The sequence below is a fragment of the Rhodopseudomonas palustris genome, assembly GCF_003591005.1.
GTDB classification, from domain to species: Bacteria; Pseudomonadota; Alphaproteobacteria; order Rhizobiales; family Xanthobacteraceae; genus Rhodopseudomonas; species Rhodopseudomonas palustris_K.
Genome location: NZ_QYYD01000003.1, coordinates 61,379 through 82,342 on the forward strand (window position 1 = coordinate 61,379; position 20,964 = coordinate 82,342).

At 65.4% G+C, this 20,964-nt stretch carries 20 protein-coding genes and 1 tRNA gene; 3 read left to right on the top strand and 18 right to left on the bottom strand.

Annotated features, from left to right (window positions below; all coding sequences use genetic code 11):
- Positions 1 to 5 precede the first annotated feature (5 nt).
- From dapD to rpmH, 9 genes are all read right to left on the bottom strand, one after another.
- The gene (gene dapD / locus D4Q52_RS03720; RefSeq protein WP_119855210.1) at positions 6 to 851 is read right to left on the bottom strand and encodes a 2,3,4,5-tetrahydropyridine-2,6-dicarboxylate N-succinyltransferase; all 846 of its coding nucleotides are present in this window, start codon (positions 849 to 851) and stop codon (positions 6 to 8) included.
- A gap of 211 nt (positions 852 to 1,062) precedes the next feature.
- Positions 1,063 to 1,764, bottom strand: coding sequence for a pyrimidine 5'-nucleotidase (locus tag D4Q52_RS03725; RefSeq protein WP_119855211.1), 702 nt, complete (start codon positions 1,762 to 1,764; stop codon positions 1,063 to 1,065).
- Positions 1,761 to 2,744, bottom strand: coding sequence for a DUF1036 domain-containing protein (locus D4Q52_RS03730; protein ID WP_119855420.1), 984 nt, complete (start codon positions 2,742 to 2,744; stop codon positions 1,761 to 1,763). Before D4Q52_RS03730 ends, D4Q52_RS03725 begins: the two co-directional genes overlap by 4 nt.
- A 142-nt stretch (positions 2,745 to 2,886) precedes the next feature.
- Positions 2,887 to 3,780, bottom strand: a complete 894-nt coding sequence (gene argB, locus D4Q52_RS03740; RefSeq protein WP_119855212.1) for an acetylglutamate kinase — start codon at positions 3,778 to 3,780, stop codon at positions 2,887 to 2,889.
- A gap of 123 nt (positions 3,781 to 3,903) precedes the next feature.
- Positions 3,904 to 4,275, bottom strand: a complete 372-nt coding sequence (locus D4Q52_RS03745) for a DUF423 domain-containing protein (RefSeq protein ID WP_119855213.1) — start codon at positions 4,273 to 4,275, stop codon at positions 3,904 to 3,906.
- Entirely contained in the window at positions 4,275 to 4,925 is a 651-nt protein-coding gene (yihA, locus tag D4Q52_RS03750) for a ribosome biogenesis GTP-binding protein YihA/YsxC (RefSeq protein WP_119855214.1), read from the bottom strand. The genes D4Q52_RS03745 and yihA overlap by 1 nt, the downstream gene beginning before the upstream one ends.
- Positions 4,926 to 5,093: 168 nt before the next feature.
- Positions 5,094 to 6,971 carry a membrane protein insertase YidC gene (yidC, locus tag D4Q52_RS03755; RefSeq protein ID WP_119855215.1) on the bottom strand — a complete coding sequence of 626 codons (1,878 nt, stop codon included), beginning with the start codon at positions 6,969 to 6,971 and terminating at the stop codon, positions 5,094 to 5,096.
- Positions 6,972 to 6,987: 16 nt separating this feature from the next.
- The gene (rnpA, locus tag D4Q52_RS03760) at positions 6,988 to 7,329 is read right to left on the bottom strand and encodes a ribonuclease P protein component (RefSeq protein WP_119855216.1); all 342 of its coding nucleotides are present in this window, start codon (positions 7,327 to 7,329) and stop codon (positions 6,988 to 6,990) included.
- A gap of 23 nt (positions 7,330 to 7,352) precedes the next feature.
- A complete protein-coding gene (rpmH, locus tag D4Q52_RS03765) occupies positions 7,353 to 7,487 on the bottom strand; it encodes a 50S ribosomal protein L34 (protein WP_008542748.1) in 135 nt (44 codons plus the stop codon).
- Positions 7,488 to 7,847: 360 nt separating this feature from the next.
- Between rpmH and D4Q52_RS03770 the strand changes: the two genes are divergently transcribed.
- The 3 genes from D4Q52_RS03770 (at position 7,848) to D4Q52_RS03780 (ending at position 10,461) form a co-directional block, all read left to right on the top strand.
- Positions 7,848 to 9,335, top strand: a complete 1,488-nt coding sequence (locus D4Q52_RS03770) for an ATP-binding protein (protein WP_119855217.1) — start codon at positions 7,848 to 7,850, stop codon at positions 9,333 to 9,335.
- 169 nt (positions 9,336 to 9,504) lie between these two features.
- Positions 9,505 to 9,581 (top strand) — tRNA-Arg (locus D4Q52_RS03775).
- Between the two features lie 358 nt (positions 9,582 to 9,939).
- Positions 9,940 to 10,461 (top strand): VOC family protein, encoded by a 522-nt coding sequence (locus D4Q52_RS03780; RefSeq protein WP_234831054.1) that lies wholly within the window; start codon positions 9,940 to 9,942, stop codon positions 10,459 to 10,461.
- Between the two features lie 628 nt (positions 10,462 to 11,089).
- Here D4Q52_RS03780 and D4Q52_RS03790 read toward each other — a convergent pair.
- The 9 genes from D4Q52_RS03790 to D4Q52_RS03825 all read right to left on the bottom strand — a co-directional run bounded on the left by D4Q52_RS03790 (position 11,090) and on the right by D4Q52_RS03825 (position 20,938).
- Positions 11,090 to 12,475 (bottom strand): vWA domain-containing protein, encoded by a 1,386-nt coding sequence (locus D4Q52_RS03790; protein WP_119855218.1) that lies wholly within the window; start codon positions 12,473 to 12,475, stop codon positions 11,090 to 11,092.
- On the bottom strand, positions 12,475 to 13,422 hold the full coding sequence (locus D4Q52_RS03795; protein WP_119855219.1) for an AAA family ATPase: 948 nt from the start codon (positions 13,420 to 13,422) through the stop codon (positions 12,475 to 12,477). Before D4Q52_RS03795 ends, D4Q52_RS03790 begins: the two co-directional genes overlap by 1 nt.
- Positions 13,419 to 14,438 carry an acyl-CoA dehydrogenase family protein gene (locus D4Q52_RS03800; RefSeq protein ID WP_234831055.1) on the bottom strand — a complete coding sequence of 340 codons (1,020 nt, stop codon included), beginning with the start codon at positions 14,436 to 14,438 and terminating at the stop codon, positions 13,419 to 13,421. The genes D4Q52_RS03795 and D4Q52_RS03800 overlap by 4 nt, the downstream gene beginning before the upstream one ends.
- Positions 14,439 to 14,621: 183 nt before the next feature.
- On the bottom strand, positions 14,622 to 15,437 hold the full coding sequence (locus D4Q52_RS03805) for an alpha/beta fold hydrolase (RefSeq protein ID WP_119855221.1): 816 nt from the start codon (positions 15,435 to 15,437) through the stop codon (positions 14,622 to 14,624).
- A gap of 59 nt (positions 15,438 to 15,496) precedes the next feature.
- On the bottom strand, positions 15,497 to 15,637 hold the full coding sequence (locus D4Q52_RS26685; protein ID WP_234831056.1) for a hypothetical protein: 141 nt from the start codon (positions 15,635 to 15,637) through the stop codon (positions 15,497 to 15,499).
- The gene (locus D4Q52_RS03810; protein ID WP_234831057.1) at positions 15,625 to 16,371 is read right to left on the bottom strand and encodes a formate/nitrite transporter family protein; all 747 of its coding nucleotides are present in this window, start codon (positions 16,369 to 16,371) and stop codon (positions 15,625 to 15,627) included. Before D4Q52_RS03810 ends, D4Q52_RS26685 begins: the two co-directional genes overlap by 13 nt.
- A 17-nt stretch (positions 16,372 to 16,388) precedes the next feature.
- On the bottom strand, positions 16,389 to 18,491 hold the full coding sequence (locus D4Q52_RS03815; protein WP_119855222.1) for a catalase: 2,103 nt from the start codon (positions 18,489 to 18,491) through the stop codon (positions 16,389 to 16,391).
- A 375-nt stretch (positions 18,492 to 18,866) separates the two neighbouring features.
- Positions 18,867 to 19,451 (bottom strand): c-type cytochrome, encoded by a 585-nt coding sequence (locus tag D4Q52_RS03820; protein WP_119855223.1) that lies wholly within the window; start codon positions 19,449 to 19,451, stop codon positions 18,867 to 18,869.
- 233 nt (positions 19,452 to 19,684) lie between these two features.
- Positions 19,685 to 20,938 (bottom strand): PQQ-dependent sugar dehydrogenase, encoded by a 1,254-nt coding sequence (locus D4Q52_RS03825; RefSeq protein ID WP_119855224.1) that lies wholly within the window; start codon positions 20,936 to 20,938, stop codon positions 19,685 to 19,687.
- Positions 20,939 to 20,964: the final 26 nt, after the last annotated feature.

Consider the following 20,964-nt stretch of genomic DNA (forward strand, 5'->3'; position numbering starts at 1 on the left):
GGCGATCAGTCTCGCAGCAATTCGTTAATCGAGGTCTTCGAGCGGGTGCGCTCGTCGACGCGCTTGACGATCACCGCGCAGGCCGTCGCCGGGCCCGGATTGCCGTTCTTGAGCGGCTTCGCCGGCATCATGCCCGGCACCACCACAGCGTATTCGGGCACTTCGCCGATGAACGTCTCGCCGGTCTCGCGGTCGACGATCTTGGTCGAAGCGCCGAGGAACACGCCCATCGACAGCACCGCGCCCTTGCGGACGATGACGCCCTCCGCGACTTCCGACCGCGCGCCGATGAAGCAGTCGTCCTCGATGATCACCGGGCCGGCCTGCAGCGGCTCGAGCACGCCGCCGATGCCGACGCCGCCGGAGATGTGCACGCGCTTGCCGATCTGCGCGCAGGAGCCGACCGTCGACCATGTGTCGACCATGGTGGCTTCATCCACATAGGCGCCGAGATTGACGAAGGACGGCATCAGCACGACGTTCTTGGCGATGAACGCCGAGCGGCGCACGATCGCGCCCGGCACCGAGCGGAAGCCGGCCTCGCGGAAGCGGTTCTCGCCCCAGCCCTCGAACTTCGACGGCACCTTGTCCCACCAGCTGGCGCCGCCCGGGCCGCCGGAGATCGGGCTCATATCGTTGAGCCGAAACGACAGCAGTACCGCCTTCTTCAGCCACTGATTGACTTTCCAGGTGCCCGACGCATCGCGCTCGGCAACCCGCGCCTCACCCTTGTCGAGCAACTCCAGCGCCTGCTCCACCGCTTCCCGCACCTCGCCCTTGGTCGCCGCGGTGACACTGTCACGCGCGTCGAAGGCGGCGTTGATGGTGGATTCGAGTTGGGAGAGCGACATCGGGAGGTCCTTGGGCGATTTTCGGGGAAATTTGCCCGGTGTTGTCCGGATTCGGTGCGCGGGAGTCAAGGCGCTCCCGCCGCGCCCCCGAGGTCGTAGGATGGGTTAGGCGCCCTTGCGCCGTAACCCTCATGCCCCGGTTGCGGCAGATGGGTTACGCGCTTCGCGCTAACCCATCCTACGGGCTGAGGCTTGGGGCGGACTCGCTGCCTCACTTCGCTGCGCGTAGCCCCGCCAAAAACCCCGTCAGGTCGTCCGTGACGTGATCGACATGCGCGGCGTCGCGGCCTTCCAGCTCCCAGTCTTCGCGGACCACTTGCTGGCTGCCGTCGGGGACGACCAGCACTGTGGTCATGCCGAGCTGGTGTGGCACGGTGAGGTTGCGGGCGAGGTCTTCGAACATCGCGGCTTTCGCTGGGTCGACGCCGTGCAGTGTCAGGAAGCGCTGATAGGTCTGAGCGGCGGGCTTGGGCTCGAGTTCGGCCGCGACGATGTCGAACACCGCTTCGAAGTGATGGCCGATGCCGAGCCGTTCCAGCACCTTGCCGGCATGGGCGACCGAGCCGTTGGTGAGGATCAGCTTGCGGCCTGGTAGGCTTGCGATCGCTTCGCCCATCGCCGGGTTAGGCTCCAGCGGCGAGTGATCGATGGCGTGCACATAGGCCAAGTAATCGTCGGCGCTGACGCCGTGTTCGGTCATCATGCCGCGCATCGTGGTGCCGTAGCGTTTGTAGTAATCCTTCTGAATGCGGAACGCTTCCTCCGCGCTCACCTTCAGCCAGTCGGCGACAAAATCGCGGATGCGGACGTCGACCTGCTGCCACAAATTGACGTGATGCGGATACAGCGTGTTGTCGAGGTCGAACACCCAGGTCTCGACGTGATCGAAGCCGCGCGGGCCGAGTTGCATCATGGAGTGGTGAACCTGAGTGTTTGGCCGCCGCGGGAGAGGTCGACCGGTGCGAAGCCGACGGCATTGAGGCCGCGCGCCGAGCAGTCGCCTTGCTCGCTGATTTCAAACTTGGTATCGCGGGTGCAGAGCAGCGTGGCGCCGCCCCAGTTCAGCGCCTTGCCCTTGATCAACACCGGACGGGCATTGTCGTCGACCGCTTCGGCGAAGCTGAACACGCGCTTCGGCTGCGCCGAGAGATCCGGCCGTAGGCATTTGCCGGCTTCGATCCGGTACCAGCCGCGGCTGGTGATGGTCTTGCCGTCGTCCTCGGCGACCGCCGCCATGACGCGGCTCTTGGTGTCGTTGCACCAGGTCAGCCCGGTGGCGGACGGCGACTCCACGGCCTTGACCAGCGTGTCGAAGAAGTCCGGCGCGTTGGCGGCGTCGGATTTCAGGCCGCTCTTGCGCAGGAAGGTCGCGAGCGCCGCCTGTGTCTTCGGGCCGTCGACGCCGTCGATCGGCGTGGTGTCGTAGCCGGCGATGCCGAGCAGGCGCTGAATGCCGGCGAGCCTTGCCTGCTCGTCGTCGTATTCGCTGTCCTCGGCCAGATACGCGACCAGGTCGCCGTCGCCGTTCTGGCGCGGCTTGATCTCGGTGAACGCCGCCAGCGTCTGGCCGCTGCGGCACTGCCGCGCCGCGGCGATGACGAAATTATCGGCGGCGACGCATAGCCGGTCGGTGCCGTTCTGCGGAATCGGCGAGGCGCCGTACAGCGCCAGGGCGCGGGCGTTGAGCATCACGCGGTCGGCGGTGAGCGCGCCCTGCAGCACGACGCGGCATTGCGCCGGATCGATCTTGAACCAGCCGCGCGTTGCGGTCGAGCCCTTGTCGTCGATGCCGATCGCCGCCTCGATCACGTAGCTCATGCGATTGCACAGCTTGAGATCGGCGCGGGCGGCGGTAGAGAGAGTCAGCAGCCCCACGAGAGCAACGAGCAGCATCTTCGCCGCGTCATTGCGAGCGAAGCGAAGCAATCCAGAGCTCAGTGCACGGCGCTGGATTGCTTCGTCGCTGCGCTCCTCGCAATGACGGGGAAAGGCCGGCTGCATTGACCTCGTCCGCGCGATCCCGAGCGTCATCTGATCACTTGTGGATCAGCGTGCCGGTGCCCTGGTTGGTGAACAGTTCGAGCAGCACGGCATGCGGGACCTTGCCGTCGAGGATGACGACGCCTTCGACGCCCTGTTCGAGCGCGTAGATGCAGGTCTCGACCTTGGGGATCATGCCGCCCGAGATGGTGCCGTCGGCGATCAGCTTGCGGGCGTCCTTGATCGACAGTTCGGGGATCAGCTTCTTGTTCTGATCGAGCACGCCGGGCACGTCGGTCAGCAGCAGCAGGCGCTTGGCTTTCAGCGCGCCGGCGACGGCGCCAGCGAACGTGTCGGCATTGACGTTGAAGGTCTGGCCGTCGCCGGAGCTCGCCAGCGGCGCCAGCACCGGGATCAGTTCGTGGCCGATCAGCTGGTTGAGCAGCGTGAGGTCGACCTTTTCGGGTTCGCCGACGAAGCCGAGGTCGATCACTTCCTCGATGCGCGAATCCGGATCGACCATGGTGCGGGTTGCCTTGGTGGCGGTGACCATGTTGCCGTCCTTGCCGCACAGGCCGACCGCCTTGCCGCCGGCCTCGTTGATGTAGCCGACCAGCTGCTTGTTGATCGAACCGGCCAGCACCATCTCGACGATCTCGATGGTGGCGCCGTCGGTGATGCGCAGGCCGGCGGCGAATTCGGACTTGATGCCGAGTCGCTTCAGCATGGTGGCGATCTGCGGCCCGCCGCCATGCACCACCACCGGGTTCACCGCGGTCTGCTCCAGGAGCACGATGTCGCGCGCGAATGCCCGCGCGGTGTCCTCGGCGCCCATGGCGTGGCCGCCGTATTTGATCACGATGGTTTCCTCGTCGTAGCGCTGCATGTGCGGCAGCGCCTCGGACAGGATGCGGGCCTGTTCGAGCGGGCTGATGACGGCGTCGGTCATTGAGCGGGACTCTCGGGAATGATTCTGGACAGGAACGGCGCGACGCACCGCTAGCATTTCGGCGCGGCCGATCCTAGAGCGGACCGATCACCGGCCCATGCGCGGCCCGAAGGCCGTGCCGCCTCAGCGGCGCGGCGCCAGCGCCCCGGCGATCGCCAGCAGCAGCCAGCTGCCGATCAGCAGCATGCCGCCGGTCGGCGCTGCCATCGGGAACAGGCCGTGGCCGACAAACTGGCGCAGCGTCAGGTCGCCGGCGAACAGCGCGGTGCCGAGCACGAGGCCGAAGGTGGCGGCGAGGCCGGGGATGCGGTGCAGCAGGCCGCGCTCCGTCAGCAGGGCCGCGGCCAGCACCGCGCTGGCGTGGAACAGCAGCATCGACGATGCCGGGCCGAGCCGCCCGGCATCTGGCACATGCGCGGCGGCTGCCGCAAGCGCGACGCCGGCGGCGCCGAACAGGCCGGCGACCACGATCAACGAACGGCTCAGCACAGCCATCAGCGGCGCTCGTCGAGCAGCCGGATCATCGCGGCGCGCAGCTCCGGCATGCCGTCGCCGGTGCGCGACGAAGTCGCCAGCACCTCGGGGAACGCCGCCGGATGCTTGGCCAACGCCAGCTTGGTGGCCTCGATCCGCCCGGCGAGCTCGGCGGCTTTGACCTGATCGGCCTTGGTCAGCACGATCTGGTAACTGACGGCGGATTTATCCAGCGTCTTCAGGATGTCGAGGTCGACGTCTTTGAGGCCGTGGCGGCCGTCGATCAGCACATAGACGCGGGCCAGCGTGGCGCGGCCCTGCAGGAATTTGTGGATCAGCGTCGTCCACGACGCCACCTTGGCCTTGGATGCTGCCGCATAGCCGTAGCCCGGCATGTCCACCAGCCGCAGCCCGGCATTGGGCGGGCCTTCGAAGAAGATCAGCTCCTGAGTGCGGCCCGGCGTATGCGAGGTGCGGGCCAGCGCGTTGCGGCCGGTCAGCGCGTTGATCAGGCTGGATTTGCCGACATTGGAGCGGCCCGCGAACGCGATCTCGACGCTGCCCATCGGCGGCAACGTCTCGATCGACGGCGACGCCCAGATGAAATGCCAGTCGCCCGCAAACATCTTGCGGCCGCGTTCGATCAGGTCGGGATCGATGGTGTCGGTCATCGGGCTTCCATGTCCGAGAGTGGCGCGGACGTGCACCCACAGGGGTTGGCCATTCCGGGGCGTGCGCCCTTAGGCGCGCGAACCCGGAATCTCAGCGCGCAATAACGTCGGGATTCCGGGTCTGCACGCCTTCGGCGCGCATCCCGGAATGACGTCGCGTGGCAAGCGTCACGCCGTCTTCTTCTTCTTACTGAACGACGATTTCAGGTTGTCGAACAGCTCCACCTTCACGCCGTTGCGGCGCATGATCCAGGCCTGCTGGATCACCGAGAGGGTGTTGTTCCAGGCCCAGTAGATCACCAGACCGGCCGGGAAGTGCGCCAGCATGAAGGTGAAGATCACCGGCATCCAGGCGAAGATCATCTGCTGGGTCGGATCCGGCGGCTGCGGATTGAGCTTCATCTGGAACCACATGGTGAAGCCCATCACCAGCGGCCAGGCGCCGAGCACCAGATAGTGGCCGAGCACCGGAATCGAGGTCGGATCGAATGGGATCATGCCGAACAGATTGAAGATGTTGGTCGGATCCGGCGCCGACAGGTCGTGAATCCAGCCGAAGAACGGCGCGTGCCGCATTTCGATGGTGACGAACAGCACCTTGTACAGCGAGAAGAACACCGGGATCTGCAGCAGCACGGGAAGACAGCCGGCGACCGGATTGATCTTCTCCTTGCGGTAGATCTCCATCATCTCCTGCTGTTGCTTCACCTTGTCGTCCGGATGGCGCTCCTTCAGCGCCAGCAACTGCGGCTGGATCGCCTTCATCTTGGCCATCGAGGCGTAGGACTTGTTGGCGAGCGGCAGGAAGATCAGCTTGACCAGCACCGTCACCAGAAGAATGGCGACGCCGAAATTCCCGACCAGATGGAAGAAGAAGTCGAGCGCCAGGAACATCGGCTTGGTGATGAAGTAGAACCAGCCCCAGTCGATCAGCAGGTCGAAATGGTTGAGGCCAAGCTGCTGATTGTAGCCGCCTAGCCCGGCGAACGGGAAGTTGATGCCGACGACGCGGGCTTCCTTGGCGCCGGCGAACAGCCGCGCGTTGGCGCTAACGGTGCCGCCGATCGGCACTGTCTTGGCGTCTTCCAGATAATCCGTCTGGTAGGTGCGGGTCGCGCCGACCTGATTGGACGAGAACCGTGCCTGCAGCTGCGCCGTGGTGTCCGGCAGCAGCGCCGCCGCCCAATATTTGTCGGTGATGCCGAGCCAGGCATTGGTGACGTTCTTGAAGTCCACCACCTTGGCTTCATCGATCTTGGCGTAGGTCTTTTCCTGCAGGCCCTGGTCGCCGAGATAGCCGATCAGGCCTTCGTGCAGGATGTAGTAGCCTTCGACGTGCGGGGTGCCGTGGCGCGAGATCAGCGCGAACGGATACAGCGTCACCGCAGCGGCGCCTGAGTTAGTGACGTCGTCCTTCACGGTGAACAGGAAGCGGTCGTCGACGGCGATCTGGCGGCGGAACGTCAGGCCTTCGCCATTGTCCCACTTCAGCGTCACCGGGCTCGACGGCGTCAGCGCGCCGGAGCCTTCCTGCTCCCACACCGTGTTCTGGTCGGGCAGCTTGACGTTCGAACCCGCGGCGCCGACCCAGCCGAACTCGGCGTAATAGGGGTTGGCGCTGCCGGACGGCGAGAACAGATGGATCGGCGGCGACTTCGGATCGACGGTCTCGCGGAACTGGATCAGCGAAAGGTCGTCGAGCCGGGCGCCTTTGAGCGACATCGAACCGGACAGCCGCGGGGTCTCGACCTTGATGCGCGGGGCCGCTGCGATCGCAGCGTCGCGGCTCAGTGTCGGGGCATTGGCGGCGGGTGCAGTCGCGCCCGGTGCGGTGGGGGCGCCGGGTGTCGCAGGAGCCGCGGGCGCGCCCGGCGCGGTCGCCGCCGGCGGCTGCGCCTGCTGCTTGGCGGCCGCTTCCTGTTGCTGCTGCGCCTGCTGGGCGGCGCGCTGCTTTTCCATCTGCGGGATGTTGAAGAAGTACTGCCAGCCGAGCAACACGAGGCCCGACAGAATGACGGCGAGGATGGTGTTGCGATTGTCGCTCATCGGCTCAGGTCTCGCTTCAATCCGGTTTTGGCGACCGCCGCGCAATGCGGTCGAGCGCGGAGCGGAGATCGCCGAGCATGACAGCAAAGTCGCGGCTGAGCGCCGCGCGGCGGCCGACCAGTACATAATCGCTGTTCGGCAGCATGAAACCGCGGTCCGTGCGCTTCACCACTTCGCGCAATCTGCGTCGAATTCGGTTGCGCTCGGTCGCGGTGCCGATCTTCTTGGTGACGGTGAAGCCGACGCGGACCGGACCATCGTCGTCGCGGCGTCGGCTCTGCAGCACAAAGGCAGGCCCATTGATCCGTGGCCCGTTGGCAACGGCGATGAAATCCGCCCGCTGCCGTAACCGGTCCATGATCTGATCTCGGAAGGACCCGTTCAGGCGCTCAGACGCTTGCGGCCGCGAGCGCGGCGGGCGGCCAGCACCTTGCGGCCACCGGCGGTGGCGAGACGGGCGCGAAAGCCATGGCGGCGCTTGCGCACCAGTTTGCTGGGTTGATAAGTCCGCTTCACGGCAAGTTCTCCGCTGACCCGGTCAGTGCTTCGATAAGGTTGAGGTAAGCCCGGCGATTGGCTCACAGATGAGCCGACAGCAGCCCAAAATGAACCGCCCCGGGCAAGCCGGGCCATCGCGGACAGTTGGCGCGGCTTATACGGGAGCGACCTGTTCTCGTCAATTGCGACAGAGGGCGCTTTCGGTGCCCAGAAGCCTACCGCTGAGCCAGCCCGGGGCGGCAGATCGTGGCATCCCGCAAACGCTGGGACATGCTTCCCCGTATATGAGAGAACGGTAATTTGACCTTGGGTAGGCGCGGGCGCATCTTGACTTATATAATTGGGCGGAATCCGAGCGGCGGAGGCAGGGCGACGGCAGTGCAGGCAGCGGATCAGAAGCCGGAAACCCACGCATGGCGGCGGGGCCTGGAGCCGAAGATCGGCTTGTCGGGCAAATTGCTGCTGCTGACGATTCCGCTGATCCTGATCGCCGAAATTCTGATTTATGTGCCGTCGATCGCCAATTTCCGCCTGAACCGGCTCAACGACCGGCTGGCGGCGGCCACCACGGCCGCGCTGGTGCTGGACGCCTCGCCTTCCGGCATGGTGCCGGACACGCTGGCCCGCCAGGTGCTCGCCAGCATCGACGCCCGCGCGGTGGCCATCAAGATGGGCCAGCAGCGCCGGCTGCTGGCGAGTTCCAACCTGCCGACCGCCGTCGACCATGTCGTCGACATGCGCCACGTCACGCCGTGGGCCGCGATCATTGACGCCTTCGTGGTAATGCTGGAGAGCGGCGACCAGACCATCCGGGTGATGGGCCCGGCCGAGGGCAACGCCCAGTTCATCGAGGTGGTGATCGACGAGGCGCCGCTGCGGGTGGCGATGTACCGGTTCTCCAGCAATCTGTTGCTGGTATCGCTGACCATCACCAGCCTGACCACGGCGCTGATCTATCTGGCGCTGCATTTCCTGTTCGTGCGGCCGATGCGGCGGCTCACCGCCAATATGATGAACTTCCGCCGCGATCCGGAAAGCCCGGCCTCGATCGTGATCCCCGGCCCGCGCGGCGACGAGATCGGCCTCGCCGAGCGCGAATTGTCCGACATGCAGCGCGATCTGGTGTCGATGCTGCATCAGAAGAGCCGGCTCGCGGCGCTGGGCCTCGCTGTCTCCAAGATCAATCACGACCTGCGCAATCTTCTGGCCTCGTCGCAGCTGTTGTCCGACCAGCTCTCGAGCGTGCCCGATCCGCGGGTGCAGCGTTTCGCGCCCAAGCTGGTGCGCTCGCTGGAGCGGGCGATCGCGTTCTGCCAGTCGACGTTATCTTACGGCCGCGCTCAGGAGGCGGCACCGGACCGCCGCATGATTCTGATCGAGCCGGTGGTGAGTGAGGTGCGCGAAACCGCCGGCCTCGCCGCCGACGGCGGCGTCAGCGGCATCACCTGGGTGACGGCGATCGAGCGCGGCCTGACCATGGACGCCGATCCGGACCAGCTGTTCCGCGTGCTGCTCAACCTGGTGCGCAACGCCGCGCAGGCGCTGGAAAGCCAGCCGCGCAACGACCCGTCGCTGCAGCAGATCCGCATCATCGGCCGCCGCGAGGGCTCGGTGACCATCCTGGAAGTCTCAGACACCGGCCCCGGCGTGCCGCAGAAGGCCCGCGACCATCTGTTCGAGGCATTCCACGGCTCGGTCCGCGCCGGCGGCTCCGGCCTCGGCCTCGCCATCGCGGCCGAGCTCGTCCGCGCCCATGGCGGCGAGATCAACCTGGTCGAAGGCACGCTCGGCGCCACCTTCCGGATCTCGATCCCCGACCGCCCGGTCGACCTGCACAGCCTGCGCCACGAACGCGCCCGGGCCTGAGCGGGCTCCAAAGTCTGCGCCCTGCCGCCGTTGTCACAGGGCTGAGAAAAAGTCCCACGGCGGCGCTTGCCAAGCCGAACCGGAGCCGCTAGCTATGCGGCCTTCGCAGCGCCTCGCCGCTGCGGATCGCCAGCGGCTCCGGGTTCACCCCGGCAGACCCGCGGCAAACGCGCCCGTAGCTCAGCTGGATAGAGCACCAGACTACGAATCTGGGGGTCAGAGGTTCGAATCCTTTCGGGCGCGCCAACAATCTCCTAAAGCCTTGAAAACGCGTTTGAGATTGCGAACGGCCTACGGGCTGACGACGGGCATGCACGTGCGAGCGATCTGATCGGATCGTCGCTCTCCGAAACTGCGACACGTCTCGAAGATTCGGTCCCGTTCCGGAATTTGATTTGCACTTGGTGCAAGCGCTCGCTTCACGAGGTGTGTTGATCCAAGCTGAACATCCGGTGTTGCGGACACTTCGGCCAGCTCTTTCGAGATGCTTAGCTGCGCGTCGAAGAGCGCTGGATAAGATGCAGCGCCGCGTTGCCATTCGCCAAGACAAGCTCACCGCTAACTTCCGCTTCGCAGTGGCTCTCGCCGCTGCCATCGCGTTCTGGTGCTGATCACGTCTTTGGAGAGAACTGTGGTTGAGAGTTCAAATTTCGTCGTGCGGCGCGCCGACCATGTCGGCTTCTCCGTTGCCTCGCTGGATTTAGCCCTTCGTTTTTGGGTTGAAGGTTTGGGTGGGGAGTTGGTTCGGGTCGGTGATATGGGTGGGGAATTCCTTGGAGAGGTGACCGGCGCTCGCGGAGCATCCGTCCGCATGGCCATCGTGTCTCTGGCAGGGCAGATGATCGAACTACTGGAATATCGTGGTGTCGACTTACAAGATCGAGCGTCCAGGCCATTCGATCCGGGATTTGCTCATCTAGCTCTTGTCGTCGACGACATAGACAGGGTTCTAGAACGGATTGCAGTCTACGAGTGGAGACCGCAGGGAAAGCCGCAGGTCATCTCTGGCGGTACACGTGCGGGAACGAAGGTGATCTACGCCGTCGGTCCCGATGGCGCGACGATCGAGTTGATGCAACCGCCAGAGCCTAGAGAAATCATAAATCAGATTGAGTCTGGACCCTAGTCAGACTTTGGCTTTCCATAAAGGATGCGGTGCTCTCTCTAGCTTCTGCGCCGCTTCAAACTTTAACGGTTCGTACTTGAGCTACGACCGCGGGCATGTATCCGCACGACGCGGTCAACTGCGTCGTGATGTCAAAATGGATGAAGCAACGCTCCGAAGATGAGGCGTGCGAACTCATGGCGGCGAAGTGAAGCGCACCCTTCGCGGCATCGGGCCGGCGGCGGCATGATCTCGAACGAGTAAAGTGAGGTCGGGGCATCCAGCCGCATCACGGCTGGTTGTGAGCGACCGAGTCTCCACGAGTCATTCCGGGGCGCTCGCGAGGCGAGCGAACCCGGAATCTCTGCGGTCCTCGGTGCGCAACAATCTCGGGATTCCGGGTTCGCGGCCTGCGGCCGCGCCCCGAATGACGTGCTTGGGCGGCCCGCGCCGTGCCGTGCATGAGGCGGGGAGCACCAGCGCGCGGCTTCTGGCAACGTTCGTCTAGTCCGTCTCGCCGGGCTGTTCGGGACGGGGCTCGCCGAAGCCGTAGGCTTTGACCTTGATGCTGTCGATGTCGATGCGGATCACCCGGGTGATCCCGAGCTTCTCGTGCTGACGACGGTGGACGCGCCCGTATAAACGACGCCTACTGATACGCCGCCACGATATCCGACACCGCGCGCTCCAGCTGCTTCGCCGTCGCGCATTGGCGGACGACGTTGCAGAATGGGGCGTAGCGGGGCATTTCGCTGTCGCCCCAGCCCCAGCCCATGCGGCCTTCGGGATTGAGCCAGACGACGCGCTTGGCGCGGTCGGAGATCTGGCGCAGCAAATCGGTGCGCGGGTCGAGATTGTTGGTGCGGGCGTCGCCGAGCACGATCACGGTGGTCTTCGGCGTCACGCTGCGCAGGTAGCGCTTTTCGAAATCCGCGAAAGAGTTGCCGTAGTCGGACGAGCCGAACCCGACCTTGGACATGATCTCGCGCATCGCCGTTTCCGGCTCCTGCTTGTCGAGGATGTCGCTGACTTCGATCAGGTGGCCGGAGAATGCGAAGGAGCGGACGTCGTCGACCACTTCGTGCAGGCTGTGGATCAGCAGCAGGAAGAAGTCGGAGACCTGCGCCACCGAGCCCGAGACGTCGCAGATCGCCACGATCTTCGGCCGGTCGCGGTGGCGGCGCTTCCAGGCGGTGAGGAACGGCACGCTGCCCCACGCCGCGTTCTTGCGGATGGTGCGGCGGACGTCGAGATGGCCGCGGCGCTGGCGCTTGCGCGGCTTGGAGTAACGCTCGCGCAGCCGCCGCGCGATGGCGCGGATCAGCGCCTTCATCTGCTCGACCTGGCGCCGCTCCAGCCGCGCCAGCGGCGCGTTGCGCAGGATCTCGTTGCGCAGGTTCTCGGTCTCTTCGCGGCCGTAGAGGACGAGCGCCTGCGACACCATCTCGCGCACGCTGTCGCGTAGTCCGTCGAGCGCTGCGGCGAGCCGCTCGGCCTCGGCCGGGTTGGCGCCCTTCAGCGCGTCGAGGTCGTCGCGCAGCCGGCCGACGCCGAGCGCGTCCATCATCCGGGTCTGAAACAGCCCGCGCTGGGTGAAGTAACGGATGTTGGAGAGTTCGGCCGCGGCGGCAGCGCCGGACAGCGCCGCGGCGACCGCGCTGCGATCCTGCCCGAGCAGCATCTGCGCCAGTTCGCCGAGCTCCGGCTGCGCCGAGCCATCGCCGCCGCCCTGGCCGGGCGATCCCGGCGAACCGTTCTGCGGCTGCGCGCCCGAGGATTCATCGGTCGACGACTCGTCGCTCTCCTCCGGCGGCGGCGGTTCGGGGCGGCTGAAGAACAGGTCGAAGCACTCGCCGAGCGCCTGCTTCTCCTCCTGGCTCTTGGCCAGCGTCACCAGCAGCGTGTCGCGGAGCAGGCCGCGATCGGCGACGCCGATTTGCGTCACCGCCCGGATCGCGTCGATACTTTCGGCCGGCGAGACGCGCACGCCGGCGCCGCGCGCCGCCCGGAAGAAGCGGTGCAGCTCTTCGCGCATCAGCCGAAGGTGCCGGAGCGCCCGGCCTTGGCGACGAAGCCGGCGACCTGCGGGGTCGCGGTCTCGATATCGGCTTCGTACTTGAGCAGCACGTTGAGCGTGTCCTTGACGGTCTGGTGGTCGAGCTCGGTCGATTGCAGCAGCACCAGCACGCGCGCCCAGTCGATCGTCTCGCTGACCGACGGCAGCTTCTTCAGATCGAGCGCGCGGACCTGGTTGATGAAGCCGACCAGTTGCTTGCGCAGCGTCTCCGAGGCGCCCGGCACGCGGCTTTCGACGATGCGCTCTTCCAGCTTCTGCTCCGGAAAGCCGATATGCAGATGCAGGCAGCGCCGCTTCAGCGCGTCCGAGAGGTCGCGTTCGCCGTTCGAGGTTAGCAGCACCAGCGGCTTGACGGTGGCGCTGATGGTGCCCAGTTCGGGGATCGAGACCTGATAGTCCGACAGGATCTCGAGCAGCAGTGATTCGAATTCCGCGTCGGACTTGTCGATTTCGTCGACCAGCAGCACACAGCCTTTCGGCTGCTCCAGCGCCTGCAGCAGCGGCCGCGGCTCGACGAATTCCTTGGAGAAGAACACGTCGCCGAAATCATGCAGTTTGTCGAGCGCGGCCGACAGCGATTGCGCGTCGCCGAGCACTTCGCCGAGCTTGTCCTTGAGGATTTGCGTATAGAGCAGCTGCTTGGCGTATTTCCATTCGTACAGCGCCTTGGCCTCGTCGAGGCCTTCGTAGCACTGCATTCGGATCATCTTCAGGCCGCGCCAGGCGGCGAGCGATTTGGCCAGTTCGGTCTTGCCGACGCCGGCCGGGCCTTCGACCAGGATCGGCTTCTCGATGCGCTCGGCCAGATAGATCGCGGTGGCGATCTGGCGGCTGGCGATGTAGCCGACCGATGCGAGGCCCGCGGTGACGGCGTCGATGGATTCGATCGGCGGGTCGTTACTCATTCTTGGTGTTCGCTCCAGAGGGATTGGCCGAGGCTGATCTGCCGCTGCTTGCGCGGCTCGCGCGCCACATTGGCCAGCACGTCGTAAGCCGCCAGCGCGCGGCCGAGGCGTTCGTCGGCGCGCGCGACGGCGAGATGCGCGCGGATGTCGTCGACGATGCCGGCAGCCAGCGCGCGGACGCCGATCAGCCGGGCCGGGACCGGCGGTGCGCCGTCGTCGAGTGCAGCGACCGCCGCGCGGCTGGCGTCCTCGGCAAGTGATACCAGGCCTTTGAGGCGGCCGAGCCGCAGCGCGTGGTCGTCATTGCGTTCGATATGTTCGGCGGTCGCGGGCAGCAGCCAGCGCAGGAAGCCGGCGAGGCTGGCGGTGCCGAGCGCGTCCTCGAGGTCGCGGAACGGCAGCGCCATCGCCGGATAGGCATCCGGCATGGCGCCGATCTGCGACGCGGCCGGCACCGTGCAGTTATCAAGGGTGAGTTCGCAATGCGCCGCCGGCTTCAGCACGTCGAGCGACGGCATCGGCGTCATGGTCAGCCCTGGCGTGTCGCGCGGCACGGCGAACAGGCCGTAGCGCTTGCGGCCGTCCTCGGTGCTGGTGATCGCCAGCACCAGGAAGATATCGGCGACCGGGCCGTTGGTGATCCACGCCTTGCGGCCGTTGATCACCACATCGTCGCCGCGGCGCTCGGCCGTGGTCCGCAGATGTTTCGGATGCGCGCCGGCGCCGGGCTCGGAGATCGCCACCGCCGCCCAGCAGCGGCCGGCCGCGATCCGCGGCAGCAGGTCATTGCGCTGAGCCTCGCTGGCAAAACGGCCGATGAAGAACCGCGCGATCAGTTGCCGGCCGGCGAAGGCAGTAGCGAGGCCGAGCTCGCCGGTGGCGGCGACGATCGCCTGCTCGGCGCGCGCGATCGCCGCGTAGCTGTCGAGCGCCGCATCGCCGCCGGGCAGGCCGATGTCGAACATCCCGGCCTGCGCGAACGGCGCCAACGGATCGTCGTGCCCGCGGTTCGCCATAATCTCGCGCCAGCGCGCGAGGCGCTCGCCGACGGGATCGTTGCTGCCGCCTGACGCGGGTTGCTGAACGCTTGTCATAGCCGTGTTGTGTAGAACAAGCGCGCGCCGACGGCGAGGCGTTTGTTGTTTTCCGGGATGTGGAATGCGCGGCGGCGAGAGCGATGTCCGCCGCCGCGCGAAGAGTCAGCCGATGAACTGAATGAGGTCGGTGTTGAGCCGGGTCGGCGCGGTGGCGAATAGGCCGTGCGGCTCGCCGTCATATTCGATCAGTTTGGCGTTCGGGATGCCGCGCGTGGCGGCGCGGCCGGTGGTGTCGATCGGCACGGTCTTGTCGCCGGTGCCGTGAATGATCAGCGTCGGCATGGTGAAGGACTTCAGGTCGGGGCGGAAATCGGTCTTGCCGAACGCGTCGACGCAGTCGATCGTTGCCTTGGGGCTTGCCATGATGGCCAGCATGAAGCTCCAGTCGAGAATACCCTGGCTCACCGGGCTGGTGACGTAGCCAACGCCGTAGAACTGCTTGGCGAAGCTCTGCAGGAAGGCGAAGCGGTCGGTGCGGATCTGCGACTTCATATCCTCGAACACGCTGGCGTCGACTCCATCCGGATTGTCGGATGTTTGCAACAGATACGGCACCACCGAACCGATCAGCGCCGCCTTGGCGATCCGCTGACTGCCGTGGCGCGACAGATAGCGCGCGATCTCGCCGCCGCCCATCGAGAAGCCCACGAGATTGACCGCCTGCAGATCTAGATGCTCGATCACGGCGGCCAAATCGTCCGCGAAGGTGTCGTAGTCATAGCCGGTGGCCGGATGGCTCGACAGGCCGAAGCCGCGGCGGTCGTAGGTGATGACACGGTAGCCGGCCTCGAGCAGCGCCAGCGTCTGATACTCGAACATGTCGCCGGTCAGCGGCCAGCCATGAATCAGCAGAACCGGGCGCCCGCTGCCGGCGGTTTTGACATGGATCCGGGCGCCATTGGTCTCGACATACGTCATTCGTGTTTCCTTCTTCATTGATCGTGTCGACAACGGAAGGAACAGGAACGCGTTCCGGCCTAGCGAATCTCCTTCATGACCTGCGCATAAGCGAGTAGCGCGAACAGCGCCGTGCCGCCGACGATGTTGCCGAGCAGCGCCGGCAGCAGGAAGCCCGTCGTCACCTCGAGCGGACCCGCCACGCCGCTCAGCACCAGCATGAATGCTTCCATGCTGCCGGCGATGATATGAGCGAAGCCTCCGACGAGATCAGCCAGGTCATCATCACGATGACACCGAGCTGACCGGCCTCCGCGCTCGGCAGTAGCCACACCATCGTGGCCATCAGAAAGCCGGCGACGACGCCCTTGAACACGGTGTCGATCGCGCCGTGGCTGAGGATCACCCGGCTGATCTCGATCGCTTCGGCCTTTAGTTCCGGCGTCAGAGCCGGCGTCAGGCTGCAGAACGCCGCCGCGAACAGCGTGCCGGCCAGATTCGCCAACAGCACAATCGCCCATAGCCGGCCGGCGCGGAAGAAATTACTTGCGCTCGGCTCGGCCATCACCGGCAAAATCACCGTGACGGTGTTCTCGGTGAACAGCTGCTGGCGCGCCAGCACCACCATGACGAAACCGAGCGAGTAGCCGAAGCTGGTGATCAGCGGACGCCACGGGGCATCGGGAATGTGATGCTGAAGGATCGCCTGGGCCAGCAGCGAAAAGCTGATCGACAGGCCGGCGGCGAGGCCCGACCACCACAGCGAGGTGAGCGGGCGCTCCATCTCCTCCTCGCCGGAGCGGCGGACGATTTCGTAGATCACGGGGGTGCGCGGACTGGAGCGCGCCTCGACGTCCTCGACTTCCCGGTTGGAAATATTCGCCCGCGATGCAGACATTTCTGCATCGCGGGTCTCGGCCGCCCGATCGGCGGCGGGGTCAGGAGCTTTGGTCATCGGCCCGCCGAAGCGGTCTAGACCGCATGCACCTTCGGCTCGCGCTCCCAGAACCGCAGTTGCGTGCACAGCTCGAGGAAGCGCTCGGCATCGTTGGCGCCGCCGAGGTTCATCACGCCGCCATCGGGTTCGACACCGGCCTTCTCCAGCAGCGGCGCGGCCTCCTTGGTGGTGGCGATGAACTTGGCGTGCGCGAACGCATCGGCGACGAAATCCCGCGCGGTGGCTTCTTGCTGCAATTGCAGCGCGCCGTCGTCGGACAGCAGGATCGCCACGGCGTCGTACAGCACCGAGGGGCCGCCATTGATCTTCTGCTTGGCCGGCCGCAGCTTGCCGTCTGAGGCGGTGAAGCCGCCGACTTTCGGGGCGATCATTTCGACCAGCGCGCCGTGCCGCTTGGCGGCAGCCTCGAGCGCCGCCAGCAGCTTGGCATCAGCGCCGTCGCTGACCAGGATGCCGAGCTTGCGGCCCTTGAAGCTGCCCGGCGCATTCTTGATGATGCTGAGCGCGGGCGAGGGCGGCAGATCGGTGATCGGCTTGCGGGCCGGTTCGGCGGCCTTGGGCAACGCCATGCCGAGACCGTCGGCGACCAGCTGCGCCAGCGTCTTGTCGACGTTGACGAGGTGCGACACCACGCGGGCGCGGATCTCCGGCGTCTCGACCTTGCTGAGCTCGAATACGAACGCGTCCTTGATGTGGGTCTGCTCGGTCTCGCTCTGGCTGACGTAGAACTGCCGCGCCTGGCTGTAGTGATCGGCGAACAATTCGCCGCGGGCGCGTCGCTTCTCGCCGGATTCTTCGGTCGGGAAACTGCGGAAGCCCTTCGGCGTCTCGCGCGGTCCGCCATTCGCACCCCACGAGTTCGGCTCGTAGTTGGCGCGGCCGCGCGGATTGTTCAGCGTCATGTGTCCGTCCTGCTGAAAGGTGTGGAACGGACATTTGGGCGCGTTGATCGGCAAATCGTTGAAGTTCGGGCTGCCGAGCCGCTTCAGCTGAGTGTCGAGGTAGGAGAAGTTGCGGCCCTGCAGCAGCGGGTCGTTTGTGAAGTCGATCCCTGGGACGATATTGCCGGTCTGAAACGCGACCTGCTCGGTCTCGTTGAAGAAGTTGTCGACGGTGCGGTCGAGCACCAGCCGGCCGACGCGGCGGATCGGCACGCGCTCTTCGGGAATGATCTTGGTGGCGTCGAGGATGTCGAATTCGAACTCGTCCGCGAAGGCGTCGTCGAACAGCTGCAGGCCGAGCTCCCACTCGGGATAGTCACCGGCCTGGATCGCATCCCACAGATCACGGCGATGGAAATCAGGATCGGCGCCGTTGAGCTTGAGCGCTTCGTTCCAGACCACCGACTGCATGCCGAGCTTCGGCTTCCAGTGAAACTTGACGTAGGTCGATTTGCCGTCGGCATTGATCAGCCGGAAGGTGTGAACGCCGAAACCTTCCATGAACCGGAACGAGCGCGGGATCGTCCGATCGGACATGATCCACAACGCCATGTTGATCGATTCCGGCATCAGCGAGATGAAGTCCCAGAAATTGTCGTGCGCCGTCTGCGCCTGCGGGAAGCCGCGGTCCGGCTCCTGCTTGGCGGCGTGGATCAGGTCGGGAAACTTGATGGCGTCCTGGATAAAGAACACCGGAATGTTGTTGCCGACGAGATCCCAATTGCCCTGCTTGGTGTAGAACTTCACCGCAAAGCCGCGGACGTCGCGGGCCAGATCGGCCGAGCCTTTGTTGCCGGCGACGGTGGAGAAGCGCACAAACACCGGCGTCTTCTCGCCCGGGCGCTGGAACAGATCGGCCGCGGTGACGTCGGCCAGCGACTCATAAGGCTCGAAGAAACCGTGGACGCCGAAGCCTCGGGCGTGGACGACGCGCTCCGGAATGCGTTCGTGGTCGAAATGGAAGATCTTTTCGCGGAAGTGAAAGTCTTCCATCAGCGTCGGGCCGCGGCTGCCGAGCTTCAGGCTGTTCTGATCGTCGCTGACCGGCACGCCCTGCCGCGTGGTCAGCACCGGCGTATCCTTGCCGGCGATCTGGTGGGTTTCGCCGCCCGGGCCGCGGTGAATCGAGGCGTCAGCCAGTTTGGCGGATGTGAGATCGGGATGCTTGTCGGCCATGGGAACCTCGCACGGGAGAATTGAACGAACGGCAGCGGCGACAGCCCGCGTCGCGATGATGGGCATCGCGGCGCATGCCGATACAATCGGTGCGCGAAGGCGTCCGCTGCCGTGATGACGGCGGCAGTGCGGTTTGGTTCCTAAAGTGAACCAAGATCGGAGCGAGGGCGTCGACGCTCGAGCGTCAACTTTGGGATCACCCTCTCCACGTCATGCCCGGGCTCGTCCCGAGCATCCACGCCTTGCTGACGGAGACGCAGAAAAGGCGTGGATGGCCGGGCCTTCGCCGCGCCGAAGCGGCTTCGGCCGCGCAGGCGGGACAAGCCCGGCCATGACGGAGGTGGATGCTATCTCTCCTGGAGTATCGGCCTGCGCCTAATTCAAATGCGCCAGATAATGCGCCAGCGCGTAGATCTCTTCCTCGCTGAGCGGGTAGGCAACGTCGGCCATCGCGGCCATCGAGCCGCCGGAGCGCTGGCCGGATTTGAATTCGTTGAGCGCCTTGACCAGATATTCCTCGCGCTGGCCGGCGAGCCGCGCGGTGCCCTTGATGCCGGCGTAGTTGTCGGTGTGGCACGAGGCGCAGCGACGGCCGGCCGCGGCTTCGGCGCCCTTGCGTGACAGTTCGGAATTTTCATCCGGCTTGGGGTTCTTCATCGGCGGCAGCGACGCGAAGTAAGCGCCGAGATTGCGGATGTCCTCGTTGCTGAGATCCTCGACAACCGCGGTCATATTGGCGTTCTGCCGCGTGCCGGCGCGGAAGAACACCAGCTGCCACTGAATATAGAGATCGGGCTGGCCGGCGAGCGAGGGCGTGTACTCCATCTTCGAGATGCCGTCGGTGCCGTGGCAGAAGCCGCAGACCACAGCTTTCGCCTTGCCGGCCTCGATGTCGGCCGCGCGGAGGGGGAAGGCGCCGCACAGCAGAGTCAGTGCAACGATGGCGGCGAGGCGAGTCATGCGGGGCTCTCTCTGTTGGCTCAGAGTTATGATTGAAGTTCGTCATTCCGGGATTCGGTCCGGTCGGCGCAGCCGGCCGGGACGAAGGCCCGGAATCCATAACCCCTATGCTCGCGGTGGAGCACGAAGACGGTGGTCGTGCCTGATAACGGGTACGGGGAGTATGGATTCCGGGCTCGCCGCTGCGCGGCGACCCGGAATGACGAACGAGGGGTGGGTGCGTCAGCTCACGATCACTTGCTATAGCTGATACGATAGATCGCGCCGGCCCAGTCGTCGGCGATCAGCATCGAGCCGTCCTTGGCCAGCACGATGTCGGCGGGACGGCCGAGATAGCCCTGATCGCCTTCGATGAAGCCGGTGGCGAAGTCTTCCTGTTTGGCGTTCTTGCCGTCGGGATCGACGATCACCCGCTTGATCAGCGCGCCCTGGTACTTGTGGCGGTTCCACGAGCCGTGCTCGGCGATGAAGATGTTGTTCTTGTACTCGGCGGGGAATTGATCGCCGGTGTAGAATTTCATCCCGAGCGGAGCGACGTGGGCGCCGAGGTTGAGCACAGGAGGCGTGAACTCCGAGCACTTGTGACCCATGGCGAATTTCGGATCCTCCATGTCGCCCTGGTGGCAATGCGGATAGCCGAAATGCTCGCCGAGCTTGCTGATCATGTTGAGCTTGTCGCTCGGCATGTCGTCGCTGATCCAGTCGCGGGCGTTCTCGGTGAACCAGTACTTGCCGGTGCGCGGGTCGACGTCGCCACCGACCGAGTTGCGGACCCCGAGTGCGACGATCTCGGCATTGCCGGTCTTCGGATCGACGCGGCGGATCTGCGACAGCGAAGTCGGCGGAATGCCGATGTTGAAGGGCGGGCCGAACGGCACGTAGAACCAGCCGTCCTTGTCCGGCGCCAGATATTTCCAGCCATGCGCCACGTAGGACGGCATGTCGTCATACACGACCTTGCCGGAGCCGAGATTGTCGAGATTGGCCTCGGCGTTGTCGTAGCGGATCAGCTTGTCGATATCGATCACGTACAGCGCGCCGTTCTGGAAGGCCAGACCGGTCGGCATCTTCAGGCCCTTGAGGATGGTCTTGACCTGCTTCTTGCCGTCCTTGTCGGTGATCGCATAGACGTTGCCGAGGCCGAACGAGCCGACAAACAACGTGCCGTTGTCGCCCCACGCCATTTGCCGCGCCGCGAGCACGCCCGACGCATAGACGTCAATCTTGAAACCGGGCGGCAGCTTGATCTTCTTGATGGTGGCGGCAAGTTCGGCGTCGCTGGCGCCGGTCGGCGGACCGGACGGCGGCGCGAGGCCCTTCTGCGCCTCAGTTTCGTCGCCGAGGAACCAGTCCGGCGGCGGGTTGGCCCAGAATTCCTTGGTGCCGGATTCATACTTCTTGAGGCCCTGCGCGCTGGCCTGATGTACCGCCCCGATCGCCAGGACGGCCGCGCACGCAACAACGGATCGTGTGAAAACCGATTTCATCGCATTCACTCCCTCGCCACGGCCGA

Bases quoted from the DNA above. Each gene is read 5' to 3' on its own strand.
- dapD (WP_119855210.1), bottom strand. From the start codon at position 851: ATGTCGCTCTCCCAACTCGAATCCACCATCAACGCCGCCTTCGACGCG.
- D4Q52_RS03725 (WP_119855211.1), bottom strand. From the start codon at position 1,764: ATGATGCAACTCGGCCCGCGCGGCTTCGATCACGTCGAGACCTGGGTG.
- D4Q52_RS03730 (WP_119855420.1), bottom strand. From the start codon at position 2,744: ATGCTGCTCGTTGCTCTCGTGGGGCTGCTGACTCTCTCTACCGCCGCC.
- argB (WP_119855212.1), bottom strand. From the start codon at position 3,780: ATGACCGACGCCGTCATCAGCCCGCTCGAACAGGCCCGCATCCTGTCC.
- D4Q52_RS03745 (WP_119855213.1), bottom strand. From the start codon at position 4,275: ATGGCTGTGCTGAGCCGTTCGTTGATCGTGGTCGCCGGCCTGTTCGGC.
- yihA (WP_119855214.1), bottom strand. From the start codon at position 4,925: ATGACCGACACCATCGATCCCGACCTGATCGAACGCGGCCGCAAGATG.
- yidC (WP_119855215.1), bottom strand. From the start codon at position 6,971: ATGAGCGACAATCGCAACACCATCCTCGCCGTCATTCTGTCGGGCCTC.
- rnpA (WP_119855216.1), bottom strand. From the start codon at position 7,329: ATGGACCGGTTACGGCAGCGGGCGGATTTCATCGCCGTTGCCAACGGG.
- D4Q52_RS03790 (WP_119855218.1), bottom strand. From the start codon at position 12,475: ATGCGCGAAGAGCTGCACCGCTTCTTCCGGGCGGCGCGCGGCGCCGGC.
- D4Q52_RS03795 (WP_119855219.1), bottom strand. From the start codon at position 13,422: ATGAGTAACGACCCGCCGATCGAATCCATCGACGCCGTCACCGCGGGC.
- D4Q52_RS03800 (WP_234831055.1), bottom strand. From the start codon at position 14,438: ATGGCGAACCGCGGGCACGACGATCCGTTGGCGCCGTTCGCGCAGGCC.
- D4Q52_RS03805 (WP_119855221.1), bottom strand. From the start codon at position 15,437: ATGACGTATGTCGAGACCAATGGCGCCCGGATCCATGTCAAAACCGCC.
- D4Q52_RS26685 (WP_234831056.1), bottom strand. From the start codon at position 15,637: ATGCTGGTGCTGAGCGGCGTGGCGGGTCCGCTCGAGGTGACGACGGGC.
- D4Q52_RS03810 (WP_234831057.1), bottom strand. From the start codon at position 16,371: ATGACCAAAGCTCCTGACCCCGCCGCCGATCGGGCGGCCGAGACCCGC.
- D4Q52_RS03815 (WP_119855222.1), bottom strand. From the start codon at position 18,491: ATGGCCGACAAGCATCCCGATCTCACATCCGCCAAACTGGCTGACGCC.
- D4Q52_RS03820 (WP_119855223.1), bottom strand. From the start codon at position 19,451: ATGACTCGCCTCGCCGCCATCGTTGCACTGACTCTGCTGTGCGGCGCC.
- D4Q52_RS03825 (WP_119855224.1), bottom strand. From the start codon at position 20,938: ATGAAATCGGTTTTCACACGATCCGTTGTTGCGTGCGCGGCCGTCCTG.